Below are 20,534 nucleotides of genomic sequence, written 5' to 3' on the forward strand. Positions count from 1 at the left end.
AGCGGAGTCAAAGGAAATGTCGATCCGGTTGGATGCCACGGACAGGAAAATTCTGGCAGAGTTGCAGCGCGATGCGGGCCAGTCGCTGGATGAGATCGCCAAACAGGTGGGGTCCTCAAAGACGCCTGTATGGAACCGAATCCGCAAAATGCGCGAGGCGGGAATCATGGGCCCGCAGACCGTGATCCTTGATGCCGAGGCATTGGGATTCGAGGCCTGTTTCTTCGTGCTGATCCGCACATCGGAACATGAGGCGGCCTGGCAGGCGGCCTTTCTCAAGGCGCTTCAGAAGCGCCCCGAGGTGCAGGAGGCGCATCGCCTGGCCGGCGATATCGACTATATCCTGAAGGTGCGGGTCAAGAACGCGCGGGCCTATGACGCGTTCTACCAGGCGCTGATTTCCGAGGTGAAGGTGCATAACGTCACGGCCCTTCTGTCGATGGAGCAGATCAAGTCCACCACCGCGCTGCCACTCTGATCCGCGCCCCCGCCGCCCCCGCCGCCCGTGGTGGCGGGTGGCCAGGGCGGATGGATATTTAGGGCAAGAAGAACCGGGGGTCAGATGCTGACCATCAGGGCCGAGAGCCCGTGGAAATGGTAGCTGTCGGCAAAGCGCGGCGCGGTGGCCAGGCGCAGGTTCGGGCAGCGATCGAAGAGGGTGGTCAGGGCGATCTGCATTTCCAGCCGCGCCAGCGGCGCGCCGAGGCAGAAATGCAGACCGGCGCCAAAGCCCATATGCGGCTTGACCGGACGTGCGGGATCGAAGCGGTCTGGATCCTGCCAGGCCGAAGGGTCGCGGTTGGCCGCGCCCAGCAAAAGGCCCACACGGTCGCCGCGCCGGAAGGCATGGCCATGCAGGGTCACGTCCTCATAGGCGTAGCGGGCGAACATGTGCAAAGGCGGATCAAGGCGCAGCAGTTCCTCGACCGTGGCCGCGATCCGGTCAGGCGCCAGATGCGCGCGCGGGTCGGGCTGGGCCAGCAAAAGGCGGGTGGCATTGCCGATGGCATGTACCGTCGCCTCGTGTCCGGCGTTCAGCAGCAGCACGCAGGTCGATATCATCTCGGGGATGGACAGGCGCGCGCCGTCCTGTTCGGCGGCGATCAGATGGGTGATCAGATCGTCGGCGGGGCGGTTGCGCCGCCCTGCGATGTGATCGCTCAGGAAGGCGGTGAACGCGGCGGCGGCGCTGTCGGCCGCATCCTCCATCGCGCGGGTGCGGCGCGCCTGGTACATGCCGACCATGGCGTTGGACCAGGCGAGCAGGTCAGGGGCGCGGTCTTCGGGTACGCCCAGCAGACGCGCGATGGTGATGACCGGGATGGCCTGTGCATAGGCGGGCAGCAGATCGAACGCATCGCCTTGCGGGAAGGCGTCGATCAACCGATGCGCCAGCGCGGCGATGTCAGGCGCAAGCCCCGCGATCCGGCCAGAGGTGAAGGCCCGCAGCACCAGCCCCCGCAGCCGTTTGTGGCGGGGCGGTTCCAGTTCGAGCATGGAATGATCCTCGACCGCGTGGAAGGCGACCAGGTGCGCGGGTGGCGGGCTGGCCAGTTCGGCGGGGATTTCGCGGCCGAAGCGGCGGTCGCGCAGGATCATGTTGACCGCGCCATGGCTGAGCGCGCAGGGCATGTCGTAATCCTGCCACCAGACCAGCGGGCCGCCGTCGCGCCGCGCGCGGGCATAGGCCGGGTAGGGATCCTGCACGAAGGCGGGATCGGTGGGGGATTGCTGCCAGCGATACATGCGCCAAGGGATGCCCGAGCCCTCTGGTCAAGGCAAGGCCACAGCGGCTAGATTGTGCGGATGAAACCCGATACCACCCGCCGCATTGCGGTTCTTGCCCTGTTCCTTCTGGCTGTTGCCGTTTTCGCGGCCGGAGTCTGGCGTACGGGTTACCTGCAGGCGCTGGACCAGGCGGCGCAGCGCGGCGAGGCTGACCTGTTGCTGGCGTCGGACCGGCTGACCGGGCAGTTGCAGCTTTATCAGCAGCTGGCGGTGATCATGGCCGCGCATCCCGCGCTGGCGCAGGCCCTGGCCACGGGCGAGGGGGCGGCGGTGGCCGCGGTTCTGGTGTCGACGGCGGACAAGACCGGTGCGATGGATATCCAGTTGGCGGACCGGCAGGGCCGGGTGCTGGCCAGCGCCAATGGGCTGGCCGATCCGGAGTTGCGCGGCAGCAGCTTTTTCCAGCGCGCGATGACCGGCGCCCTGGGCGAGGGGCACGGGATCAACCCGGTGGGCGGGCAACGCAGCTATACCTTTGCCGCACCCCTGTTCGGTGACGATGGCCGGGTGCAGGGCGCGGTCATGGTGCTGGCCGATATCGGCCTGGTCGAGGCCGAGTGGCGCGGCGCGCGCCCCACGGTGTTTTTCACCGATGATGCCGGGCTGGTGTTCATCACAAACCGGTCCGAGCTGTTGCTGTGGACGCGCGCGCCGGGGCAGGTGGGCCTTTCGCCGCCCGAGGGGACGGCGGGTGAATTTTCCTTTACGCGTCAGGGCGATCACGTGATCTGGCATGAAAACTGGAGCCCCTATATCCCGGAACGCGCAATGCATCTGTCACGCGATCTGCCGGTGATCGGCATGCGCGCCGAGGCGCTGGTGGATGTCGAGCCCGCGCGACGGCTGGCCATGTTGCAGGCCGGTCTGGTGGCGGCCGTCTGCCTGGCCTTTGGCGCGCTGCTGTTCCTGGCGACCGAACGGCGGCGCACCCTGGCCCTGGCCAATGCGCGCCTGGAGGGGCGCGTGGCCGAGCGCACGCGCGAGCTGTCTGGCGCCAATGCCGCGTTGCGCCGCGAGGTCAGCGAGCGTATCGCGGCCGAAGCTGCATTGAAAAAGGCGCAGGACGATCTGGTGCAGGCGGGCAAGCTGTCGGCGCTGGGGCAGATGAGCGCGGGCATCAGCCACGAGTTGAACCAGCCCCTGATGGCGATCCGCCAATATGCCGAGAATGGCGCGGCCCTGCTGGAGCGTGGCAAGCCCGAGGTGGCGGCCCAGAACCTGCGCCGCATCGGCGATCTGGCCCATCGCATGGCGCGCATCATCCGCAACCTGCGCGCCTTTGCCCGGCAGGAAAGCGAGCCGATGGGCCGGGTCGATCTGGTGGCCGTGATCAATGCCGCGCTGGAGTTGTCGGAAACGCGCCTGGCGCGCGACGGGATCACCGTGGACTGGGCCCCGCCCGCGCCGATCCATGTGCTGGGCGGCGAGGTGCGGCTGGGCCAGGTTCTGGTCAACCTGATCGGGAACGCCGCCGATGCGATGGCGGGTCTGCCGGTGCGGCGCATTCAGATCTCGTTGCGCCACCAGGATGAGCGGGTGCTGCTGGAGGTGGCCGACACCGGGCCCGGGATCGAGGAGCCCGAGAAGATATTCGATCCGTTCTACACCACAAAGGCCGTTGGCGCGGCCGAGGGGATGGGGCTGGGGCTGTCGATCTCCTACGGGCTGGTGCAGAGCTTTGGCGGCGCCATCCGTGGCCGCAACCGACCCGAGGGTGGCGCCATCTTCACGGTGGAACTGACGCCCGCCGCGCGCCCTGACATGCCCGCCCCGGAGGTCGCGGCATGATCCGGCAGGTGCTGATCGTCGACGATGACGCCGCCGTGCGCGAGGCGCTGGCCCAGACGCTTGAGCTGGCCGATCTCAGCCCGCGCTGCACCGGCAGTTTCATCGAAGCCAAGGACCATATCTCGGAAGGGTTCGAGGGGGTGATCCTGTCCGATATCCGGATGCCGGGGCGCGACGGGTTCTTCCTGTTGCAACACAGCCGCAAGATTGATCCCGATCTGCCGGTGATCCTGCTGACGGGTGAGGGGGATATTCCCATGGCCGTGCGCGCCATGGGGCAGGGGGCTTTCGGCTTTCTGGAAAAACCCTGCGCTGCCGCCGATCTTCTGGCCGAGGTCGAGCGCGCGCTGAAAACCCGCGCGCTGGTGCTGGAAAACCGCCGTCTGAAGGCCCAGCTTGAGGCGGGCGATCCGGCGGCGCGGATGCTGTTCGGCACATCGCCGCTGGCCGTGGCGCTGCGTGACAGGGTGCGTGCCGTGGCGCGCACCCGCGCCGAGGTGCTGGTCAGCGGCCCGCCCGGCAGCGGCATTTCCAAGGTGGCCGAGGTCATTCACCTGTGTTCCGCCATGGCCAAGGGGCCTTTCGTCAAGGTACCCGCCGCCGGGCTGGATGCGGCCGGTGTCGCCGCCGCGATCGACAGCGCCAAGGGGGGCAGCCTGTTTCTGGATGAACTGGGCGCCATGCCCGCGGATGCACAATTTGCCCTGCTGGAACAGCTTGAGACCGGTCAGGACATGCGCCTGATCGCGGGCAGCAGCGGTGACCTGGCGGCGATGGTCGCGGAAGGCCGGATGAACCCGGATCTCTACTACCGGCTGGACGTGATGCCGGTGCAGATCCCCGCCCTGTCCGAACGGCCGCAGGATATTCCGATCCTGTTTCGCCATTACGTGGCCCTGGCCAGCGAACAGGCGGGGCTGACCCCGCCGCCGGTCGGGCCCGAGGTGATCGGCGCGCTGATGGCCAGGGATTGGCCGGGCAATGCCCGCGCGCTGATGTCGGCCGCGATGCGGTTCGCGCTTGGGCTTGAGGCCGGAACAGGCGGCGATGATGTTGACGGGCAGGATGCGGGGCGCGGTCTTGCCGAACAGATGGCCCAGGTCGAACGCTCGATCCTCGTGGCGGCGCTGCGGCGGCATGCGGGTCGCGCGGCCGAGGCCGCGCGCGAGTTGAAGCTGCCACGCAAGACGCTTTACGACAAGCTGACGCGCTATGGCCTGCGCCCCGAGGATTTTCGCTGAACCGCGCGACGGGGGCGCCACGGGGGCGCAACCGGGGGCGTATGGGGGGCAGCCGGGGAATCGATAAAACCGATTCGTGCCACTGATTCGTTTCGCTCTGTGCGGATTTCCGCAATATCGGCCTCATGCCTGTGCGGATTTCCGCACGGCCGGCGTTGCGCGCAACGCCGCCATGCGCTGAGTGCATGGGTAAGTGATTGCCTTATATGGGTTTTCTCAAACCGCCCGTGAATCGCGCACATTTGCTTGAGACTTGCGTGATTGCGGTCAGTGTTTGCACCGCAGCGCCCCCCGTGGGGGCAAGACATGCAACGTCTCAATTCTGGGAGGAGAGACCTATGAAATTCCTGACATCCGCCGCAATGGCACTGGCACTTACCGTGACCGCAGGGGCTGCCGCAGCAGCCTGTGATCCGGGTGAGATCGTCATCAAGTTCAGCCACGTGACCAACTCGGACAAGCACCCCAAGGGCATCGCCGCCACGCTTCTGGCCGAGCGCGTGAACACCGAGATGAACGGCAAGGCCTGCATGGAGGTCTTCCCGAACTCCACGCTCTACACGGACGAGAAGGTCCTGGAAGCGATGCTGCAGGGCGACGTTCAGTTCGCGGCCCCCTCGCTGTCGCTGTTCGAGCCGATCACCAAGCAGTTCCGCCTGTTTGACCTGCCCTTCATGTTCAAGGACATCGCGGCCGTGGACGCGTTCCAGGCATCGGGCACCGGCCAGGAGATGCTGCAGTCGATGACCCGCCGTGGCGTTCTGGGCCTGGGCTTCTGGCACAACGGGATGAAGCAGTTCTCGGCCAACAAGCCGCTGATCATGCCCGAAGATGCGAAGGGCCTGAAGTTCCGCGTGCAGCCGTCCGACGTGCTGGTCGCGCAGATGAACGCGCTGGGCGCCACCGCACAGCCGATGGCCTTTGCCGAAGTCTACGGCGCGCTGCAGACCGGCGTTGTCGATGGTCAGGAAAACAGCTGGTCCAACATCTACGGCCAGAAGTTCTTCGAAGTGCAGGACGGTGTCACCGAAACCAACCACGGCATCATCGACTACATGGTCGTGACCAGTGTCGACTGGTGGGAATCGCTGGACGCCGACGTGCGTGACCAGCTGGCCACCATCCTTGACGAAGTCACCACCGCGCGCAACGCGGCCGTTCTGGAAGTGGACCGTGCTGCACGTCAGTCGATCCTGGATGCCGGCGGCAAGATCGTCGAGCTGACACCCGAGCAGCGTGCGGCATGGGTTGAAGCGATGAAGCCCGTCTGGGCGCAGTTTGAGGCCGAAGTCGGCGCCGAGAACATCGCTGCGGCACAAGCCTTCAACAACTGATCCGACCGGATCACACCGGGGTGCGCCACAACAGGCGCGCCCCGTCGTTCCGGATGCGGAACACGAAATCATTACAACATGGGGGACTACCGATGTCTGGGCCAGGCCGATACGAGCCGCGCAGCATGCTGGGGAAGGTCGTGCATGAGTTCGAGGAAACCGCCATCGCGGTGATGCTCGGGTTGATGACGCTGCTGACCTTCGTCAACGTCATCATGCGCTATGTCTTCAACTCGATGGTGATCTGGGGCCTTGAGGTCGTTCTGATCCTGTTTGCGTGGCTGGTGCTGTTCGGCATCACCTATGCGTTCAAGGTCACGGCGAACCTGGGCGTGGATGCAATCATCTCGATCGTGTCGCCACGGGCGCGCTATGTCCTGGCGCTGCTGGCGGCCGCATGCTGCCTGGCCTATGCGATGCTGATCGCCAAGGGAGCCTGGGATTACTGGGCGCCTTTCGCCGGGTTGCAGCAGACCACGGGCCATTGGTTCCCCACCGGATTCGATGCCGGAACGCGGGATCGCGCCTTCTTCGAAACCGATCAGGTGCCCATGCTGGAATGGCTGCGCTTTCTGGAGGATGCGATCAACCAGGGCGAAACCTATTCCAAGTTGCCGCGCGCTATTCCCTACATGATCCTGCCGATTGCCTCCTTGCTGATGCTGTTCCGCATCATCCAGGTCACGATCCGCATCGTGAAGGGCGAGCAGCAGAGCATGATCGTCAGCCATGAAGTCGAGGACGCGCTTGACGAAATGGCCCGGAACCGTCGGGAACAGGAGCAGTAAATGGACGTCTTCATCCTTTTCACGATGGTCATCGGCCTCATGCTGATCGGCGTGCCGATCGCCGTGTCGCTGGGCCTGTCTTCCATCCTGTTCATGCTGGCGCTCAGCGATACCTCGCTGGCGGCGGTGGCGGCCTCGCTCTATAACGGCATGGCCGGGCATTACACCTTGCTGGCGATCCCCTTCTTCGTGCTGGCGTCAAGCTTCATGTCCACGGGCGGCGTGGCGCGGCGGATCATCCGCTTTTCCATCGCGCTGGTGGGCCATCTGCCGGGCGGTCTGGCCATCGCGGGCGTGTTTGCCTGCATGATGTTCGCGGCCCTGTCGGGATCCAGCCCCGCCACCGTGGTGGCGATCGGCACGATCGTGATCGCGGGTATGCGGCAGGTCGGCTATACCCGCGATTTCGCCGCTGGCGTGATCGCGGTGGCAGGCACGCTGGGCATCCTGATCCCGCCGTCCATCGTGATGGTGGTCTATGCCTCGGCCACGGATGTGTCGGTGGGACGTATGTTCCTCGCGGGCGTCATTCCGGGCCTTCTGGCCGGCTTCATGCTGATGGTCACGATCTATGTCATCGCGCGTGTCCGCAACCTGCCCAAGGGCGAGTGGCTGGGCTGGGGCGAGGTCTGGGCCTCGGGCCGTGATGCGGGCTTCGGGCTGATGCTGATCGTCATCATCCTGGGCGGTATCTATGGCGGTATCTTCACCCCGACCGAGGCGGCAGCGGTGGCGGCGGTCTATGCCTTCCTGATCGCCTGCTTCGTCTATCGTGACATGGGCCCGCTGGCCCGTCCCGAGGGCGAGCGCAACCTGACCCTGCTGGACAGACCCATCGCGCTGGTCACGGCCTTCTTTCATCGTGACATTCGCAACACCCTGTTCGAGGCGGGCAAGCTGACGGTCACGCTGATGTTCATCATCGCCAACGCGCTGATCCTCAAGCATGTGCTGACCGACGAGCAGATCCCGCAGCAGATCGCGGGCGCCATGCTGGCGGCGGGGTTCGGCCCGGTCATGTTCCTGGTGATCGTGAACGTGATCCTGCTGATCGGCGGACAGTTCATGGAACCCTCGGGGCTGATCGTGATCGTGGCACCGCTGGTCTTCCCGATCGCGATGGAACTGGGGATCGACCCGATCCATCTGGGCATCATCATGGTGGTGAACATGGAGATCGGGATGATCACGCCGCCGGTGGGTCTGAACCTGTTCGTGACCTCGGGCGTGGCGGGCATGCCGATGATGCGCGTCGTGCGCGCGGCGCTGCCCTTCCTGGCGGTCCTGTTCGTGTTCCTGATCCTGATCACCTATGTGCCGATCATCTCGACGTGGTTGCCGACACTGATGATGGGACCAGAGATACTGGTGCGCTAGCGCGCCAGGGTCACGGAAACGCAAAACGGCGCGGGGGCAACCTCGCGCCGTTCTTCATTTTGACGTGGTTCGTTTTCAGGAGGTCCGACTGGCCTCGAGCGCGGCCACGATGGGGCAGAAATCATCCGCCGTCAGGCTGGCACCGCCGACCAAAGCACCGTCCACCTCTGGCACGGCAAAGATCTGCGCGGCATTGTCGGGCTTGACCGAGCCGCCATAAAGCAGCCGGATCGCGCCGCCTGTCTGCGGGCTGAAACGGTCGATCAGGCGCGCGCGCAGGAAGGCATGCACCTCGGCGATCTGGTCGGTGGTGGCGATGCGGCCCGTACCGATGGCCCAGACGGGTTCATAGGCGATCACCACGCTGTCGGCGGTGGCGCTGTCGGGCACCGAGGCATCAAGCTGCGCGCCGATCACATCCAGCGTGGCGCCGGCGTCACGCTCGGCCAGTGTCTCGCCCACACAGATCACCGCGATCAGGCCAGACGCCTGGGCGGCCTGCGCCTTGGCGCGCACCGTGGCGCCGTCCTCCTGGTGATCGGCGCGACGCTCGGAATGGCCAAGGATCACGGCCGCAGCACCGGCATCTGCCAGTTGCACGGCCGAGATGTCGCCCGTATGCGCGCCCGCCGCGTTCCAGTGGCAATCCTGCGCGCCGATCATCATGGCGCTGTGACGGACCTGTTGCGATGCGGGATGGATCAGGCTGGCAGGCAGGCAGATCAGCAGATCGGCGTCAGGTGCGGGGCAGGTCGCCGCGATGCGGTCCAGCTGCACCAGATCGGCCAGCAGACCGTTCATCTTCCAGTTGCCCGCCGCCATCTTGCGCCGCATGTGCCGCCCTCCGTTCCGTTGCCGCCTTTCCTTACAGACAGGGGGCGCGCAATTCCAGACCGAAGCCGGCCATCCACCCGATCGGCTGTCGCCGCGTTCTGCGAGCTGTCAGTTTTCGCCGCGTTCCGCGAGCTGTCAGTTTTCGCCGCGTTCCGCGAGCTGTCAGTTTTCGCCGCGTTCCGCGGCGAGGGCCTCGACATCCTTGAACTTGATCGATTCGCCGCAACCGCAGGCATCCTCGACATTGGGGTTGTTGAACTTGAACCCCGATTCCAGCAGCGATGTCTGATAGTCGATCTGCGTGCCGAACAGGAACATCTGCGCCATCGGCGCGATCATCACCCGCGCGCCGTCCTGTTCCACGACCTCGTCCATCGGGTTGACGTCCGAGGCATATTCCATCGTGTATTCCATCCCCGCGCAGCCGCCTTTCTTGACGCCGATGCGCAGGCCCTTGTGGCCATCCTTCTGCATCAGTCGCGCGATCTGGCGCGCGGCGGCCTCGGTGATGGTGACAGCCTGTTTTCCGGGTATGGCGAACATCGTTCCAGCCTCTCAGCGTTTCGTCGGCCCTGCGGGCCGGATCACATGAACCCCAGCTCAAGCCGGGCTTCGTCGCTCATCATGTCCATGCCCCACTGGGGCTCCCAGGTCAGTTCCACATCCACATGCTTGACGCCCGGCAGCGGCTCGATCGCATCGGCGACCCAGCCCGGCATCTCGCCGGCCACGGGGCAGCCGGGGGCCGTCAGGGACATGATCACGCGCACTTCGTTCTGCGGGTTGATGTCGATGGTGTAGACCAGCCCCAGATCATAGATATTGACCGGGATTTCCGGGTCATACACCGAGCGGCAGGCCTCGACGACCTGGTCGTAGAGCGGGTGATCGGTGCTTGAGGGGGCGATCAACGGGGTGCCTTCAAGCGGCTCTGCATTCTGGGTCATTCTTTGTCCTGGGGTCTGTCCTGCGGATTTCCTGACTGAACATATAAGGATAGGGGGCGGATTCGTCCAGTGTCGCCGCGGCATCGGTGGCAAGATTGGGCGGGACGCCCGGCATCAGGCGCCGCTCTTGCAACGCAAGGCCCGCAAGCCTATCTTTGGATGGTGTGCTGCGCGCCGAGGCTGACCCGGCCCGCCGCCTGCCTGCCCCCGGTCGTTTTTTCATTCGCCCCCGTGCCGTTATCCCGCAGCTTTCGTGCGGGGTGGTCACGCGGGTGATGGCCGGGATCGACCCGCACGGCATCCGCCGCGCGGCGCTTCAGCCGGAAGGAACCGGTCATGTCCAAAAAAGGCAACAAGACCAAAGGCAACAAGGAAGCCAAGAAACCCAAGCAGGAAAAGCCGCGGGTTCTGGCGACAGCCAATTCCGGCGCGGGAAAGACCGCGCTGAGCGTTGGCGGCAAATCCGTCAAGTAGCGGCCCCGCGCCCACCGGCCTGCCGTCTTGGCATTTGGCGCAAAACGTCCCATAGGGGGCGCATGCGACGATGGGCACAAGAGGCTGACAGATGACACAGACGGCAGGGCGGTTTCGCTTCGACCTCACGGCGACCGATGGCAAGGCGCGCACCGGGGCGATCACGACGCCGCGCGGCACGATCCGCACACCGGCGTTCATGCCCGTTGGCACGGCGGCGACGGTCAAGGGGATGCTGCCCGAAAGCGTCGCCGCGACCGGCGCCGACATCCTGCTGGGCAATACCTATCACCTGATGCTGCGCCCTACCGCGGAACGGATCGACCGGCTGGGCGGCCTGCACCGTTTCATGAACTGGGACAAGCCGATCCTGACCGACAGCGGCGGCTTTCAGGTCATGAGTCTGGCCGCGCTGCGCAAGCTGACCGAGGAAGGCGTCACCTTCAAATCGCATATCGACGGATCGCGCCACCACCTCAGCCCCGAACGCAGCATGGAGATCCAGCGCCTTCTGGGCAGTGACATCGTCATGTGCTTCGACGAATGCCCCGCGCTGCCCGCCACCGATGCCGAGGTGGCCCGCGCCATGCGCCTGTCGATGCGCTGGGCGCAGCGATCACGCGATGCTTTCGGGGACCGGCCGGGCCATGCGCTGTTCGGGATCCAGCAGGGCGGCGTGACGCAGGATTTGCGCGCCGAGAGCGCCGAGGCGCTGCGCGCCATCGGCTTTGACGGCTATGCCGTGGGCGGCCTTGCCGTGGGCGAGGGGCAGGAGGCGATGTTCGGCGTGCTGGACTATGCGCCCGACATGCTTCCGCAAGACAAGCCGCGCTACCTGATGGGCGTGGGCAAGCCCGACGACATCGTGGGCGCGGTCAAGCGCGGCATCGACATGATGGATTGCGTGCTGCCCTCGCGATCCGGGCGCACCGGCCAGGCTTTCACCCGGCACGGCGTAGTCAACATCAAGAACGCGCGCCACCAGGACGATCCGCGCCCCCTGGACGAGGGGTGCACCTGTCCCGCCTGCCGGGGCTACAGCCGCGCCTACCTGCACCATGTGTTCCGCGCGGGCGAGATGATCTCGGGCATGCTGCTGACATGGCACAACCTGCATTACTATCAGGACCTGATGCAGGGCATGCGCGATGCCATCGCGGCACAGCGTTTCGCCGCATTCGAGGCCGATTTCCACGCCCGGCGGGCCGAAGGGGATATCCCGCCGCTTTAAGCCTGGCCGCAAGGGCGGCATGGATATTTGAGGCAAGAAGAAACGGGCAGGCCCTGCGCCCCTTCCGCACGGGGCCGGGCGGCAGAGGGGCCGGTGGCGGGCGCGGAAGGGGGTTTCTCCTTGCACGGTCATCGGCGTCCCCGCCTGTACCGCGTGATCATTCTGGCGGATTAACCTTAACATTCGGTTTCTTCTTGCCTTAAATATCCATCTGCCGCTGCGGCAGGCGCAAAGGGGGGCAGGGGATGGATTACGGCTATGATCTGGGTAGCTACGGGCGGCGCGTCAGCACAGCATCGCCTCAGGCGCAAACCTGGTTCGACCGGGGGCTGAACTGGACCTTCGGCTTCAATCACGAGGAAGCGGTGGCGTGTTTCCAGCGCGCGCTGGAGGCCGATCCCGGCTGCGCCATGGCCCATTGGGGCATCGCCTATGCGATGGGGCCGAATTACAACATGCCCTGGGTGCTTTACGATGAGCCGGGCAAGGCGGCGGCGCTGGCGCGCGCCCATGCGGCCACCCAGGCGGCGCTGGATGTGATCGAAACCGTCACCCCGCCCGAGGCCGCGCTGATCCGCGCGCTGGCCGCGCGCTATCCGCAGGCCGTACCCATCCCCGACATGCGGCCCTGGGACCGGGCCTTTGCCGATGCCATGCGCGCGGCGCAACGGGCGCATCCGGGCGATCTTGATATCCTGTCGGTCACCGCAGAGGCGATCATGGACCTGACCCCCTGGCAGATGTGGGACCTGAAGACCGGCCAGCCCGCGGCCAAGGCCGCGACGGCCGAGGTGCGCGCCCTGCTGGAAGGGGCCATGCGCGATCTGCCCGGCGCGATGGGTCATCCCGGTATCCTGCATCTCTATGTGCATCTGATGGAGATGTCGCCGTTTCCCGAAAAGGCGTTGCAGGCGGCGGATATTCTGCGAACCCTGGTGCCGGATGCGGGTCATCTGGTGCATATGCCCACGCATATCGACGTGCTGTGCGGCAATTACCACGACGCCTTGCATTGGAACCAGGCGGCCATCGTGGCGGATCGCAAATACCTGGACCGTGAAGGGGTGATGAATTTCTACACCGGCTACCGCGTGCATGATTACCATTTCGCGGTCTATGGTGCGATGTTCCTGGGACAGTACCGGCCCGCCCTGGCGGCGGCCGAGGAACTGATCGCCACGATGCCCGCAGAGTTTCTGCGCATCCCGTCACCGCCGATGGCGGATTTCTTCGAAAGCTATCTGGCGGTCAAGCAGCATGTGCTGGTGCGTTTCGGCAAGTGGGAGGAGATCATCGCGCAGGATTTGCCCGATGACCCGGTGCTTTTCTCGAACCTGACGGCGATGATCCCTTACGCCAGGGGCGTGGCGCATGCCGCATTGGGCCAGGTCGACCGGGCGCTGGCGGAACAGGCGCTGTTCCGGGCCGCCCGCGCCCGTGTGCCCGACACGCGGCTTTTGCACAACAACACCTGCCAGGACCTTTTCGCCATCGCCGAGGAGATGCTGTCGGGTGAGATCGCATACCGGCAGGGCAATTACGACGCGGCCTTCGCGCATCTGCGCGCCTCGGTCGCGGCAGATGACAACCTGCCCTATGACGAGCCCTGGGGCTGGATGCAGCCCACGCGCCACGCGCTGGGCGCGCTTTTGCTGGAACAGGGGCGCGTGGCGGAGGCCGAGGCGGTCTATCGCGAAGACCTGGGTCTGGGGGGCAACCTGACGCGGGCGCAGGTGCATCCCGACAACATCTGGGCGCTGCGCGGTCTGATGGATTGCCTCAAGGCGCGCGGAGCCGATGCCACGGCCGAGGCGCTGCTGATCCGCCAGCGGCTGGACCTTGCCCAGGCCAGGTCCGATCTGCCGGTCGAGGTGTCGTGTTTCTGCGCCCGAGGTCGCGCCGTTTGAGGGCGCGCTTGTCCGCCAATGATCAAATCATGCGCATTTCGCGCCTTGCCCTGACCGAAGCGCGGGGGCATTCTAGGCACAAGTGTCAGGGGCCAGCGCTTGAAACCGGAGTGTCCGCGCCCCAGATTAACAACAGGTAAAAGGAGACGCCCCGGTTGCCGATTGTCGGGATCGCGACGTCTGCCGAACAAAGGACCGAGCATGCAAGAACCCCTAAACCCCTCCTATCCCGTTCTGCCGCTGCGCGATATCGTCGTGTTCCCGCACATGATCGTGCCGCTTTTCGTTGGCCGCGAGAAATCCGTCCGCGCGCTGGAAGAGGTCATGGCCGACGACAAGCAGATCCTGCTGTCCAGCCAGATCGACCCTTCGATCGACGATCCGGCGTCTGACGGGATCTACGGCACCGGTGTGCTGGCAAACGTGCTGCAACTGCTGAAACTGCCCGATGGCACGGTCAAGGTGCTGGTCGAAGGCCAGGCGCGTGTGCGTATCACCGAATACCTGACCAATGACCGCTTCTTCGAGGCGCGCGCCGAATACCTGACCGAGACCACGGGCGATGCCGCCACGATCGAGGCGCTGCTGCGCACCGTCACGGCCGAATTCGAGCGTTACGCCAAGATCAAGAAGAACATCCCCGAAGAGGCGCTTGTCGCCGTGTCGGAAACCACTGACCCGGCCAAGCTGGCCGACCTGGTCGCCGGTCACCTGGGCATCGATGTGAACCAGAAGCAGGACCTGCTTGAGACCCTCAGCGTGAGCGAGCGGCTGGAAAAGGTCTATGGCCAGATGCAAGGCGAAATGTCCGTGCTGCAGGTCGAGAAGAAGATCAAGACCCGCGTGAAAAGCCAGATGGAGCGCACCCAGCGCGAGTATTACCTGAATGAGCAGATGAAGGCCATTCAGAAGGAACTCGGCGATGGCGAGGAAGGCGGCAACGAACTGGCCGAGCTGGAAGAGCGCATCAAGGCCACCAAGCTGAGCAAGGAAGCCCGCGACAAGGCCGATGCGGAACTGAAAAAGCTCAAGACCATGTCACCCATGTCGGCCGAAGCCACGGTGGTGCGCAACTACCTGGATTGGATGCTGGGCCTGCCTTGGGGTCTGAAGAGCCGCGTCAAGAAGGACCTGCACAAGGCGCAGGAGGTTCTGGATGCGGATCACTACGGGCTTGAGAAGGTCAAGGAACGGATCGTCGAATATCTGGCGGTGCAGCAGCGCAGCCAGAAGCTGAAAGGCCCGATCATGTGCCTTGTCGGCCCTCCGGGCGTCGGCAAGACCAGCCTTGGCAAATCGGTGGCGCGCGCGACGGGGCGTGAGTTCATCCGCATCAGCCTTGGCGGTGTGCGCGACGAATCCGAGATCCGGGGTCACCGGCGGACCTACATCGGCTCGATGCCTGGCAAGATCATCCAGGCGCTGAAAAAGGCCAAGACCACGAACCCGCTGATCCTGCTGGATGAGATCGACAAGATGGGCCAGGATTTCCGGGGCGATCCGGCCTCGGCCATGCTTGAGGTGCTGGACCCGGAACAGAACGCCACCTTCGTGGATCACTATCTTGAGGTCGAATATGACCTGTCGAACGTGATGTTCCTGACCACGGCGAACTCCTACAACATGCCCGGCCCGCTTCTGGACCGGATGGAGATCATCTCGCTTGCCGGCTACACCGAGGACGAGAAGCGCGAGATCGCCAAGCATCACCTGATCCCCAAGAAGACCAAGGATCACGGGTTGCGCAAAGGCGAGTTCACGATCACCGATGGTGCGTTGAACGAAATGATCCGCCGCTACACCCGCGAGGCGGGCGTGCGGAACCTGGAGCGCGAGATCGCCAAGCTTGCCCGCAAGGCGGTGACGATGATCGTCAAGAAGGAAGCGACCAAGGTCGTGGTGGACGAGGACAACCTGGATACATTCCTGGGCGTCAAGAAATTCCGCTATGGTCTGGCCGAGGCCGAGGATCAGATCGGTGTCGTCACCGGGCTGGCCTGGACGTCGGTGGGCGGTGACCTGCTGCAGATCGAGGCGTTGCGCCTGCCGGGCAAGGGCCGGATGAAGACGACGGGCAAACTGGGTGACGTGATGAAGGAAAGCATCGACGCCGCCAGTTCCTATGTGCGCTCGATCAGCCCGAAGATCGGGGTGAAGCCCACGAAGTTCGACAAGATCGACATCCACGTGCACGTGCCGGACGGGGCGACCCCCAAGGACGGGCCAAGCGCCGGTCTGGCGATGGTCACTTCGATCGTGTCGGTGCTGACGCAGATCCCGGTGCGGAAAGACATCGCCATGACGGGCGAGGTCAGCCTGCGCGGCAATGCGATGCCGATCGGCGGTCTCAAGGAAAAGCTGCTGGCGGCCTTGCGGGGCGGCATCAAGACAGTGCTGATCCCGGCCGAGAACGAAAAGGACCTGGCCGAGATCCCGGACAACGTCAAGGAAGGGCTGAAGATCATCCCGGTCAGCCATGTCTCGGAAGTTCTGAAACTGTCGCTTGTCCGCGAGCCCGAGGCAATCGACTGGGACGAGGAAGCCGAAGAGGCGGCAGCCGCCGCCGCGGTGTCCAAGTCCGAACCGCCCAGCGCGATCGCCCATTGATGGCGCGCGGCCGGAGCGCCTTTTTGGCGTGACGGAATGCGGTGCAAAAAAGGCAGACGGCAGCCCTGTGATGGGGCTGCCGTTTTTTCCGGCCTTGTCTTGCAGGCAGCGATATGTGTTTCCTGTCTTGCAACAGACTCATGCCGAGGGGCGGTGTGCTGGTGAACGGTTCTGAAAAGTTAGGGAATATGATGATGACCAAACCCAAGGCGACAAAAGCAAAATCCGCGACGGCAAAGCCCAAGTCCGCTTTGAGAACCAAGGCTGCGGCCAAACCTGCACAGGCTGCGAAAACTGGCGCAAGACAGTCCTATACGCCAACGGTGAAGCCGGTCACGCCAGCGGTGGTTGTTGCTGAGGCGGCAACAATGCCACCGGCAGAGCCCCCCGCAGCCCCGATCAAGCCTGCCGCCTTGGAAGGTCTGCCGCCGATCAGCGACGCGATCCCTGCAACCCCCAAGTTGGTGCAGCCCACCGCGCCTGAGGTGCAGGGCCCCGAGATGAAGAAACGCGAACTGGTGGATGCGGTCGTGAAACGCTCGGGCGTCAAGAAAAAGGATGCCAAGCAGGTCGTTGACGCGATGCTGGCGATCCTGGGCGAGACGCTTGCGGAGCAGCGCGAGATGGTCCTGCAACCGATGGGGCGGCTCAAGGTGACGCGTGTCAAGCCGACCAATGGCGGGCAGGTCCTGATCTGCAAGCTGCGCCAGAATGCCGGGGGCGAAAAAGCGGATAAAGAGGCTCTTGCAGAGGACGACGACTGAGTCTAAAAGCCCTCGGACCGGGTGATTAGCTCAGTGGTAGAGCGCTTCGTTCACATCGAAGATGTCAGGAGTTCGAATCTCTTATCACCCACCATCCTTTCTTTTCGATGGTGCACCAACCTCCCTGCGCGGTGCCGCGCGGGGTGCTTTGCATGTGCATGGGATTTTCTGATCCACCCTGCGCGAAGCGTGCCGATCCGGTCTTGCGCGCGGTGACAGCTTTGGCTAATCAGGCCGCAGGGGTGATTAGCTCAGTTGGTAGAGCGCTTCGTTTACACCGAAGATGTCGGGAGTTCGAGTCTCTCATCACCCACCATCCTGTCATGAAGCGAAATTAGGCTATGCAGATCAGACGCTTGCGCCGATCAGCGGTCCCAGTGTCGTGCCAGCCGGTCAGCCGCCAGGAAAAGGCAAAGGCTGATTGCGGCCAGCAGGATCAGGGCGGCGAACATCAGGTCGGTCTGGGCGCGGCCATTCGACAACAGCATCAGATGCCCCAGGCCCTTCGAGGCGCCGACCCATTCTGCGATGATCACCGCAAATGGGGCCTGCACCGCAGCCAGCCGCAGGCCCGAGCCCAGTGACGGCAGGGCATGGGGCAGTTGCAGCAGCATCAGGCGCGGCCACGGGCGGGCCTGCATCTGGCGGGCCAGATCATCGAGATCGGCAGGCAGGCGCATCAGCCCGTCAAAGAAGGCCGATGTCACCGGGAAATAGGTGACCAGCGCCACCATCACGATCTTGGACGGCGCGCCATAGCCCAGCCAGAGGGTCACGATCGGGGCCAATGCAAAGACCGGCACGGCCTGGGCAAAGACCATCAGGGGACGCAGCAGGATGCGCGCGGACGGTGAGATGGCCAGATTGAGCGCGGTGGCCATGCCAAGCAGGATCCCCGCGCCCAGCCCCATGGCCAGATTACCCAGCGTGACTGCGGCCTGTGCACCCAGAAGGGCGGTATTTTCCCATAATGCCGCCGCCACCCGGACGGGGCTTGGCAGGATGAAATGCGGAACAGCCGTCGCCCAGACAACCGCCTGCCACAGGCCAAGCCCGAAGGCCAATGCCAGAATTGGGGGCATGAGGCGTCTCATGCGGCGTCATCCGCCGCCATCAGCCGGCGGTAGAGGCTGGCCTGCGCGGCCAGGGTGGCAGGGTCCGACAGCCGGCGCGGCGCCGGTGTCACCGGCAGATCAAGGGGGGCAGCCCCCGCCGGATCCAGCAGCCAGGCCCGTGTCGCCATGCGGGCTGCCTCCAACGGGTCATGGGTGATCAGGATCACGGTGCATCCGGTCAGAACCTCGGCGGCCAGATCCTGCATGGTGGCGCGGGTGGCGGCATCCAGTGCGGAAAACGGCTCGTCCAGGACGACCACGGGGCGGTCTTCCATCAACGTGCGGGCCAGGGCCAGGCGCTGGCGCTGGCCGCCCGACAGTGTGGCGGGGCGGCGGTTGGCATGGCCGTCCAGCCCGACGCGCCTGAGCAGATCAAGGGCGCGGCCACGGTCGGGGCGCGCGCCACGCAGCCTTGCGCCCAGCGTGACATTTTCCAGCGCATCGGCCCAGGGCAGCAGCTGGTCGGTCTGCGCCATGAGTGTGACGCGACCCGCCAGTGATGCGCCATCGTCAGCGGTGATGCCCCCCGTCAGATACGCGGGGCAGGGCAGGCTGGCCACTAGCCGCGCAAGGCTGGATTTGCCGACCCCCGATGGCCCCAGCAGCACGGTCCAGGCACCGGCCGCGCAATGCAGGTCCAGTCCGGGGCAGAGCAGCCGATCGCCCATCCGCAAATCGCCCATCAGATGCAGGTCGGGTGCGGTCATGGCGCGGCCATGTCCCAAAAGCCGACCTCCAGCCGTGTCGCCGTTGCAAAGCGCGCGGCCAGGGTGGCCGCACGGGGCAGGTCGGCCCAGCCCGGCCCGAGGCGCCGTTCCAGCGCGGTGTCGATCAGCGCGCCGACATCGTGGCAAAGCTGCTGATAGTCCTGCCCGCCATAGGTTTCGATCCAGTCCGCATAGCGCCCGCCCGAACCCGCCAGCCGTGCGCCGATCGCGCCATAGCCCAGAACGCAGGGCGCAAGTGCCGCCAGAAGATCGAGGATATCGCCGGAATACCCGGCCTCCAGCACATAGCGGGTATAGGCCAGGTTCGCGGCTACCTCCTCGGTGCTTTCCAGGGCGTCCGGGGTGATCCCGGCCTGCGCGCAGATGCGGATATGCAGGGGCATTTCCACATGGGTCAGGGCGTGCAGCGTGGCGGCAGCCGCCTGCATCTCGGCCAGGGTATCGGCCTTTGCGGCAACCAGCGCCCAGGCGCGGGAGAAATGGATCAGAAACACGTAATCCTGCGCCAGGTAGCGCAGGAATGCCGCGCGGGGCAGCTGGCCCGTCCGCAACCCTTCGACAAAGGGATGATGCGTATAGGCCTGCCACTGCGGCGCTGCATCGCGCCAGATGGCGAAGGCGCGGCCATAGTCGGGATCGGTCATTCCGTGGCCCCGCTGACATCCACCGCCAGATCGGCGGCGGGGATGCCGCCGGGCGTTGCGCCGGACGCGGCCAGAAACGCCTCGAGGCGCTGATAGCGCCCCAGGTCCAGCGCGGCGGGGCGCAGGGCAAAGCGCGGCCAGGTATCGGCCCAGGCCAGCCGGTTCAGATCGGTATCCAGCGCCTTGTCGGTGTCGCGGAAGATCTGCCATGCCGTGTCGGGATCGTTGACGATATCCAGCGCCGCGCGTTCCGTGGCGGTCAGAAAGCGCGCGATCAGGGCCGCGTCCATGCGTGTGGGATCGGCGACATAGATCAGCTCGTCATAGCTGGGGATGCCTTCGGCCTCGGGGAAAAAACAGCGCCCGGTCTTGCCTTCCAAAGCCAGCTGGTTCAGCTCGAAATTGCGAAAGGCGCCGATCACCGCATCGACCTGCCCCGACATCAGCGCGGGGCTGATCGACCAGCCGATGTTGATCTGTTCGACATCCTTGGGGGTCAGCCCGTGATGGGCGAGCATGGCATTCAGCATCACCTCCTGTACGCCGGCCACGGCAAAGCCGACCTTGCGGCCTTTCAGGTCGGGGATGGATTGCACCGGCCCGTCCGCCAGCACAACAAGGCAGGTCAGCGGGGTTTCCACCAATGTGCCCACACGCACCAGCGGCAGGCCCGCATGGCGGCTGAGGTGCAGTTGCGGCTGGTAGGACACCGCCAGGTCCACCCGGCCCGCCGCCACCATGCGGGGCGGATCGTTGGGATCGGCGGGGGTGACGATCTCGACCTCAAGCCCCGCTTCGGCGAAATACCCCTTTTCACGGGCCAGGATGATCGGGCCGTGATCGGGGTTCACGAACCAGTCCAGCATCAGGGTCAGCTTGTCCTGTGCCTGTGCCTGTAGGGGCAGGGCGAGGCTCAGGCTCAGGGCGAGGGTTGTCAGCATGCGTTTCATCACGGGCCTTTCAGGGG

General features: G+C 65.2%; 20 protein-coding genes and 2 tRNA genes. 13 read left to right on the top strand and 9 right to left on the bottom strand.

Annotation, left to right across the window (positions count from 1 at the left end; translation table 11 throughout):
* Positions 1 to 16: 16 nt before the first annotated feature.
* Positions 17 to 478, top strand: coding sequence for an Lrp/AsnC family transcriptional regulator (locus ACFQ3C_RS03120; RefSeq protein ID WP_380788964.1), 462 nt, complete (start codon positions 17 to 19; stop codon positions 476 to 478).
* Positions 479 to 558: 80 nt separating this feature from the next.
* On the opposite strand, the gene ACFQ3C_RS03125 is transcribed toward ACFQ3C_RS03120, so the two are convergent.
* Positions 559 to 1,746, bottom strand: coding sequence for a cytochrome P450 (locus tag ACFQ3C_RS03125; protein WP_380788965.1), 1,188 nt, complete (start codon positions 1,744 to 1,746; stop codon positions 559 to 561).
* A gap of 60 nt (positions 1,747 to 1,806) precedes the next feature.
* Here ACFQ3C_RS03125 and ACFQ3C_RS03130 point away from each other — a divergent pair, with 60 nt between their 5' ends.
* From ACFQ3C_RS03130 to ACFQ3C_RS03150, 5 genes are all read left to right on the top strand, one after another.
* Positions 1,807 to 3,576, top strand: coding sequence for a sensor histidine kinase (locus ACFQ3C_RS03130; protein ID WP_380788966.1), 1,770 nt, complete (start codon positions 1,807 to 1,809; stop codon positions 3,574 to 3,576).
* Positions 3,573 to 4,817 (top strand): sigma-54-dependent transcriptional regulator, encoded by a 1,245-nt coding sequence (locus tag ACFQ3C_RS03135; protein WP_380788967.1) that lies wholly within the window; start codon positions 3,573 to 3,575, stop codon positions 4,815 to 4,817. The genes ACFQ3C_RS03130 and ACFQ3C_RS03135 overlap by 4 nt, the downstream gene beginning before the upstream one ends.
* Positions 4,818 to 5,155: 338 nt before the next feature.
* Positions 5,156 to 6,151, top strand: coding sequence for a DctP family TRAP transporter solute-binding subunit (locus ACFQ3C_RS03140; protein ID WP_380788968.1), 996 nt, complete (start codon positions 5,156 to 5,158; stop codon positions 6,149 to 6,151).
* A 92-nt stretch (positions 6,152 to 6,243) separates the two neighbouring features.
* Entirely contained in the window at positions 6,244 to 6,939 is a 696-nt protein-coding gene (locus tag ACFQ3C_RS03145) for a TRAP transporter small permease (RefSeq protein ID WP_380788969.1), read from the top strand.
* On the top strand, positions 6,940 to 8,316 hold the full coding sequence (locus ACFQ3C_RS03150; RefSeq protein ID WP_380788970.1) for a TRAP transporter large permease: 1,377 nt from the start codon (positions 6,940 to 6,942) through the stop codon (positions 8,314 to 8,316). It begins immediately after the preceding gene.
* A gap of 75 nt (positions 8,317 to 8,391) precedes the next feature.
* Here the strand turns inward: ACFQ3C_RS03150 and tpiA are convergent, their stop codons facing one another.
* From tpiA to ACFQ3C_RS03170, 4 genes are all read right to left on the bottom strand, one after another.
* Complete coding sequence (tpiA, locus tag ACFQ3C_RS03155; protein WP_380788971.1) at positions 8,392 to 9,150, bottom strand: triose-phosphate isomerase; 759 nt, start codon at positions 9,148 to 9,150, stop codon at positions 8,392 to 8,394.
* A gap of 162 nt (positions 9,151 to 9,312) precedes the next feature.
* Positions 9,313 to 9,693, bottom strand: a complete 381-nt coding sequence (locus ACFQ3C_RS03160) for a HesB/IscA family protein (protein ID WP_380788972.1) — start codon at positions 9,691 to 9,693, stop codon at positions 9,313 to 9,315.
* Positions 9,694 to 9,734: 41 nt separating this feature from the next.
* Entirely contained in the window at positions 9,735 to 10,097 is a 363-nt protein-coding gene (locus ACFQ3C_RS03165; protein WP_380788973.1) for an SUF system Fe-S cluster assembly protein, read from the bottom strand.
* 149 nt (positions 10,098 to 10,246) lie between these two features.
* On the bottom strand, positions 10,247 to 10,435 hold the full coding sequence (locus ACFQ3C_RS03170; RefSeq protein ID WP_380788974.1) for a hypothetical protein: 189 nt from the start codon (positions 10,433 to 10,435) through the stop codon (positions 10,247 to 10,249).
* Here ACFQ3C_RS03170 and ACFQ3C_RS03175 point away from each other — a divergent pair.
* From ACFQ3C_RS03175 to ACFQ3C_RS03205, 7 genes are all read left to right on the top strand, one after another.
* The gene (locus tag ACFQ3C_RS03175) at positions 10,434 to 10,571 is read left to right on the top strand and encodes a hypothetical protein (protein WP_380788975.1); all 138 of its coding nucleotides are present in this window, start codon (positions 10,434 to 10,436) and stop codon (positions 10,569 to 10,571) included. The genes ACFQ3C_RS03170 and ACFQ3C_RS03175 overlap by 2 nt on opposite strands.
* A gap of 91 nt (positions 10,572 to 10,662) precedes the next feature.
* Positions 10,663 to 11,802: a tRNA guanosine(34) transglycosylase Tgt gene (tgt, locus tag ACFQ3C_RS03180; protein WP_380788976.1), complete on the top strand. Its 1,140-nt coding sequence runs from the start codon at positions 10,663 to 10,665 to the stop codon at positions 11,800 to 11,802.
* Between the two features lie 245 nt (positions 11,803 to 12,047).
* On the top strand, positions 12,048 to 13,709 hold the full coding sequence (locus tag ACFQ3C_RS03185) for a tetratricopeptide repeat protein (RefSeq protein WP_380788977.1): 1,662 nt from the start codon (positions 12,048 to 12,050) through the stop codon (positions 13,707 to 13,709).
* Between the two features lie 201 nt (positions 13,710 to 13,910).
* Positions 13,911 to 16,316 carry an endopeptidase La gene (gene lon / locus ACFQ3C_RS03190; protein WP_380788978.1) on the top strand — a complete coding sequence of 802 codons (2,406 nt, stop codon included), beginning with the start codon at positions 13,911 to 13,913 and terminating at the stop codon, positions 16,314 to 16,316.
* A gap of 368 nt (positions 16,317 to 16,684) precedes the next feature.
* A complete protein-coding gene (locus ACFQ3C_RS03195; protein ID WP_380788979.1) occupies positions 16,685 to 17,080 on the top strand; it encodes an HU family DNA-binding protein in 396 nt (131 codons plus the stop codon).
* Positions 17,081 to 17,099: 19 nt separating this feature from the next.
* Positions 17,100 to 17,174 (top strand) — tRNA-Val (locus ACFQ3C_RS03200).
* A 146-nt stretch (positions 17,175 to 17,320) separates the two neighbouring features.
* Positions 17,321 to 17,396 (top strand) — tRNA-Val (locus tag ACFQ3C_RS03205).
* Positions 17,397 to 17,445: 49 nt separating this feature from the next.
* Here the strand turns inward: ACFQ3C_RS03205 and ACFQ3C_RS03210 are convergent.
* Genes ACFQ3C_RS03210 through ACFQ3C_RS03225 form a run of 4 tightly spaced genes read right to left on the bottom strand, consistent with a single transcriptional unit; the run spans position 17,446 to position 20,517 of the window.
* Positions 17,446 to 18,162, bottom strand: a complete 717-nt coding sequence (locus ACFQ3C_RS03210; protein ID WP_380788980.1) for an ABC transporter permease — start codon at positions 18,160 to 18,162, stop codon at positions 17,446 to 17,448.
* A gap of 8 nt (positions 18,163 to 18,170) precedes the next feature.
* On the bottom strand, positions 18,171 to 18,902 hold the full coding sequence (locus ACFQ3C_RS03215) for an ABC transporter ATP-binding protein (RefSeq protein WP_380788981.1): 732 nt from the start codon (positions 18,900 to 18,902) through the stop codon (positions 18,171 to 18,173).
* On the bottom strand, positions 18,899 to 19,567 hold the full coding sequence (locus tag ACFQ3C_RS03220) for a TenA family protein (RefSeq protein ID WP_380788982.1): 669 nt from the start codon (positions 19,565 to 19,567) through the stop codon (positions 18,899 to 18,901). Before ACFQ3C_RS03220 ends, ACFQ3C_RS03215 begins: the two co-directional genes overlap by 4 nt.
* A complete protein-coding gene (locus ACFQ3C_RS03225) occupies positions 19,564 to 20,517 on the bottom strand; it encodes an ABC transporter substrate-binding protein (RefSeq protein ID WP_380788983.1) in 954 nt (317 codons plus the stop codon). The genes ACFQ3C_RS03220 and ACFQ3C_RS03225 overlap by 4 nt, the downstream gene beginning before the upstream one ends.
* Between the last annotated feature and the right edge of the window lie 17 nt (positions 20,518 to 20,534).

It is taken from the genome of Seohaeicola saemankumensis (assembly GCF_042678485.1).
GTDB classification, from domain to species: domain Bacteria; phylum Pseudomonadota; class Alphaproteobacteria; order Rhodobacterales; family Rhodobacteraceae; genus Seohaeicola; species Seohaeicola saemankumensis.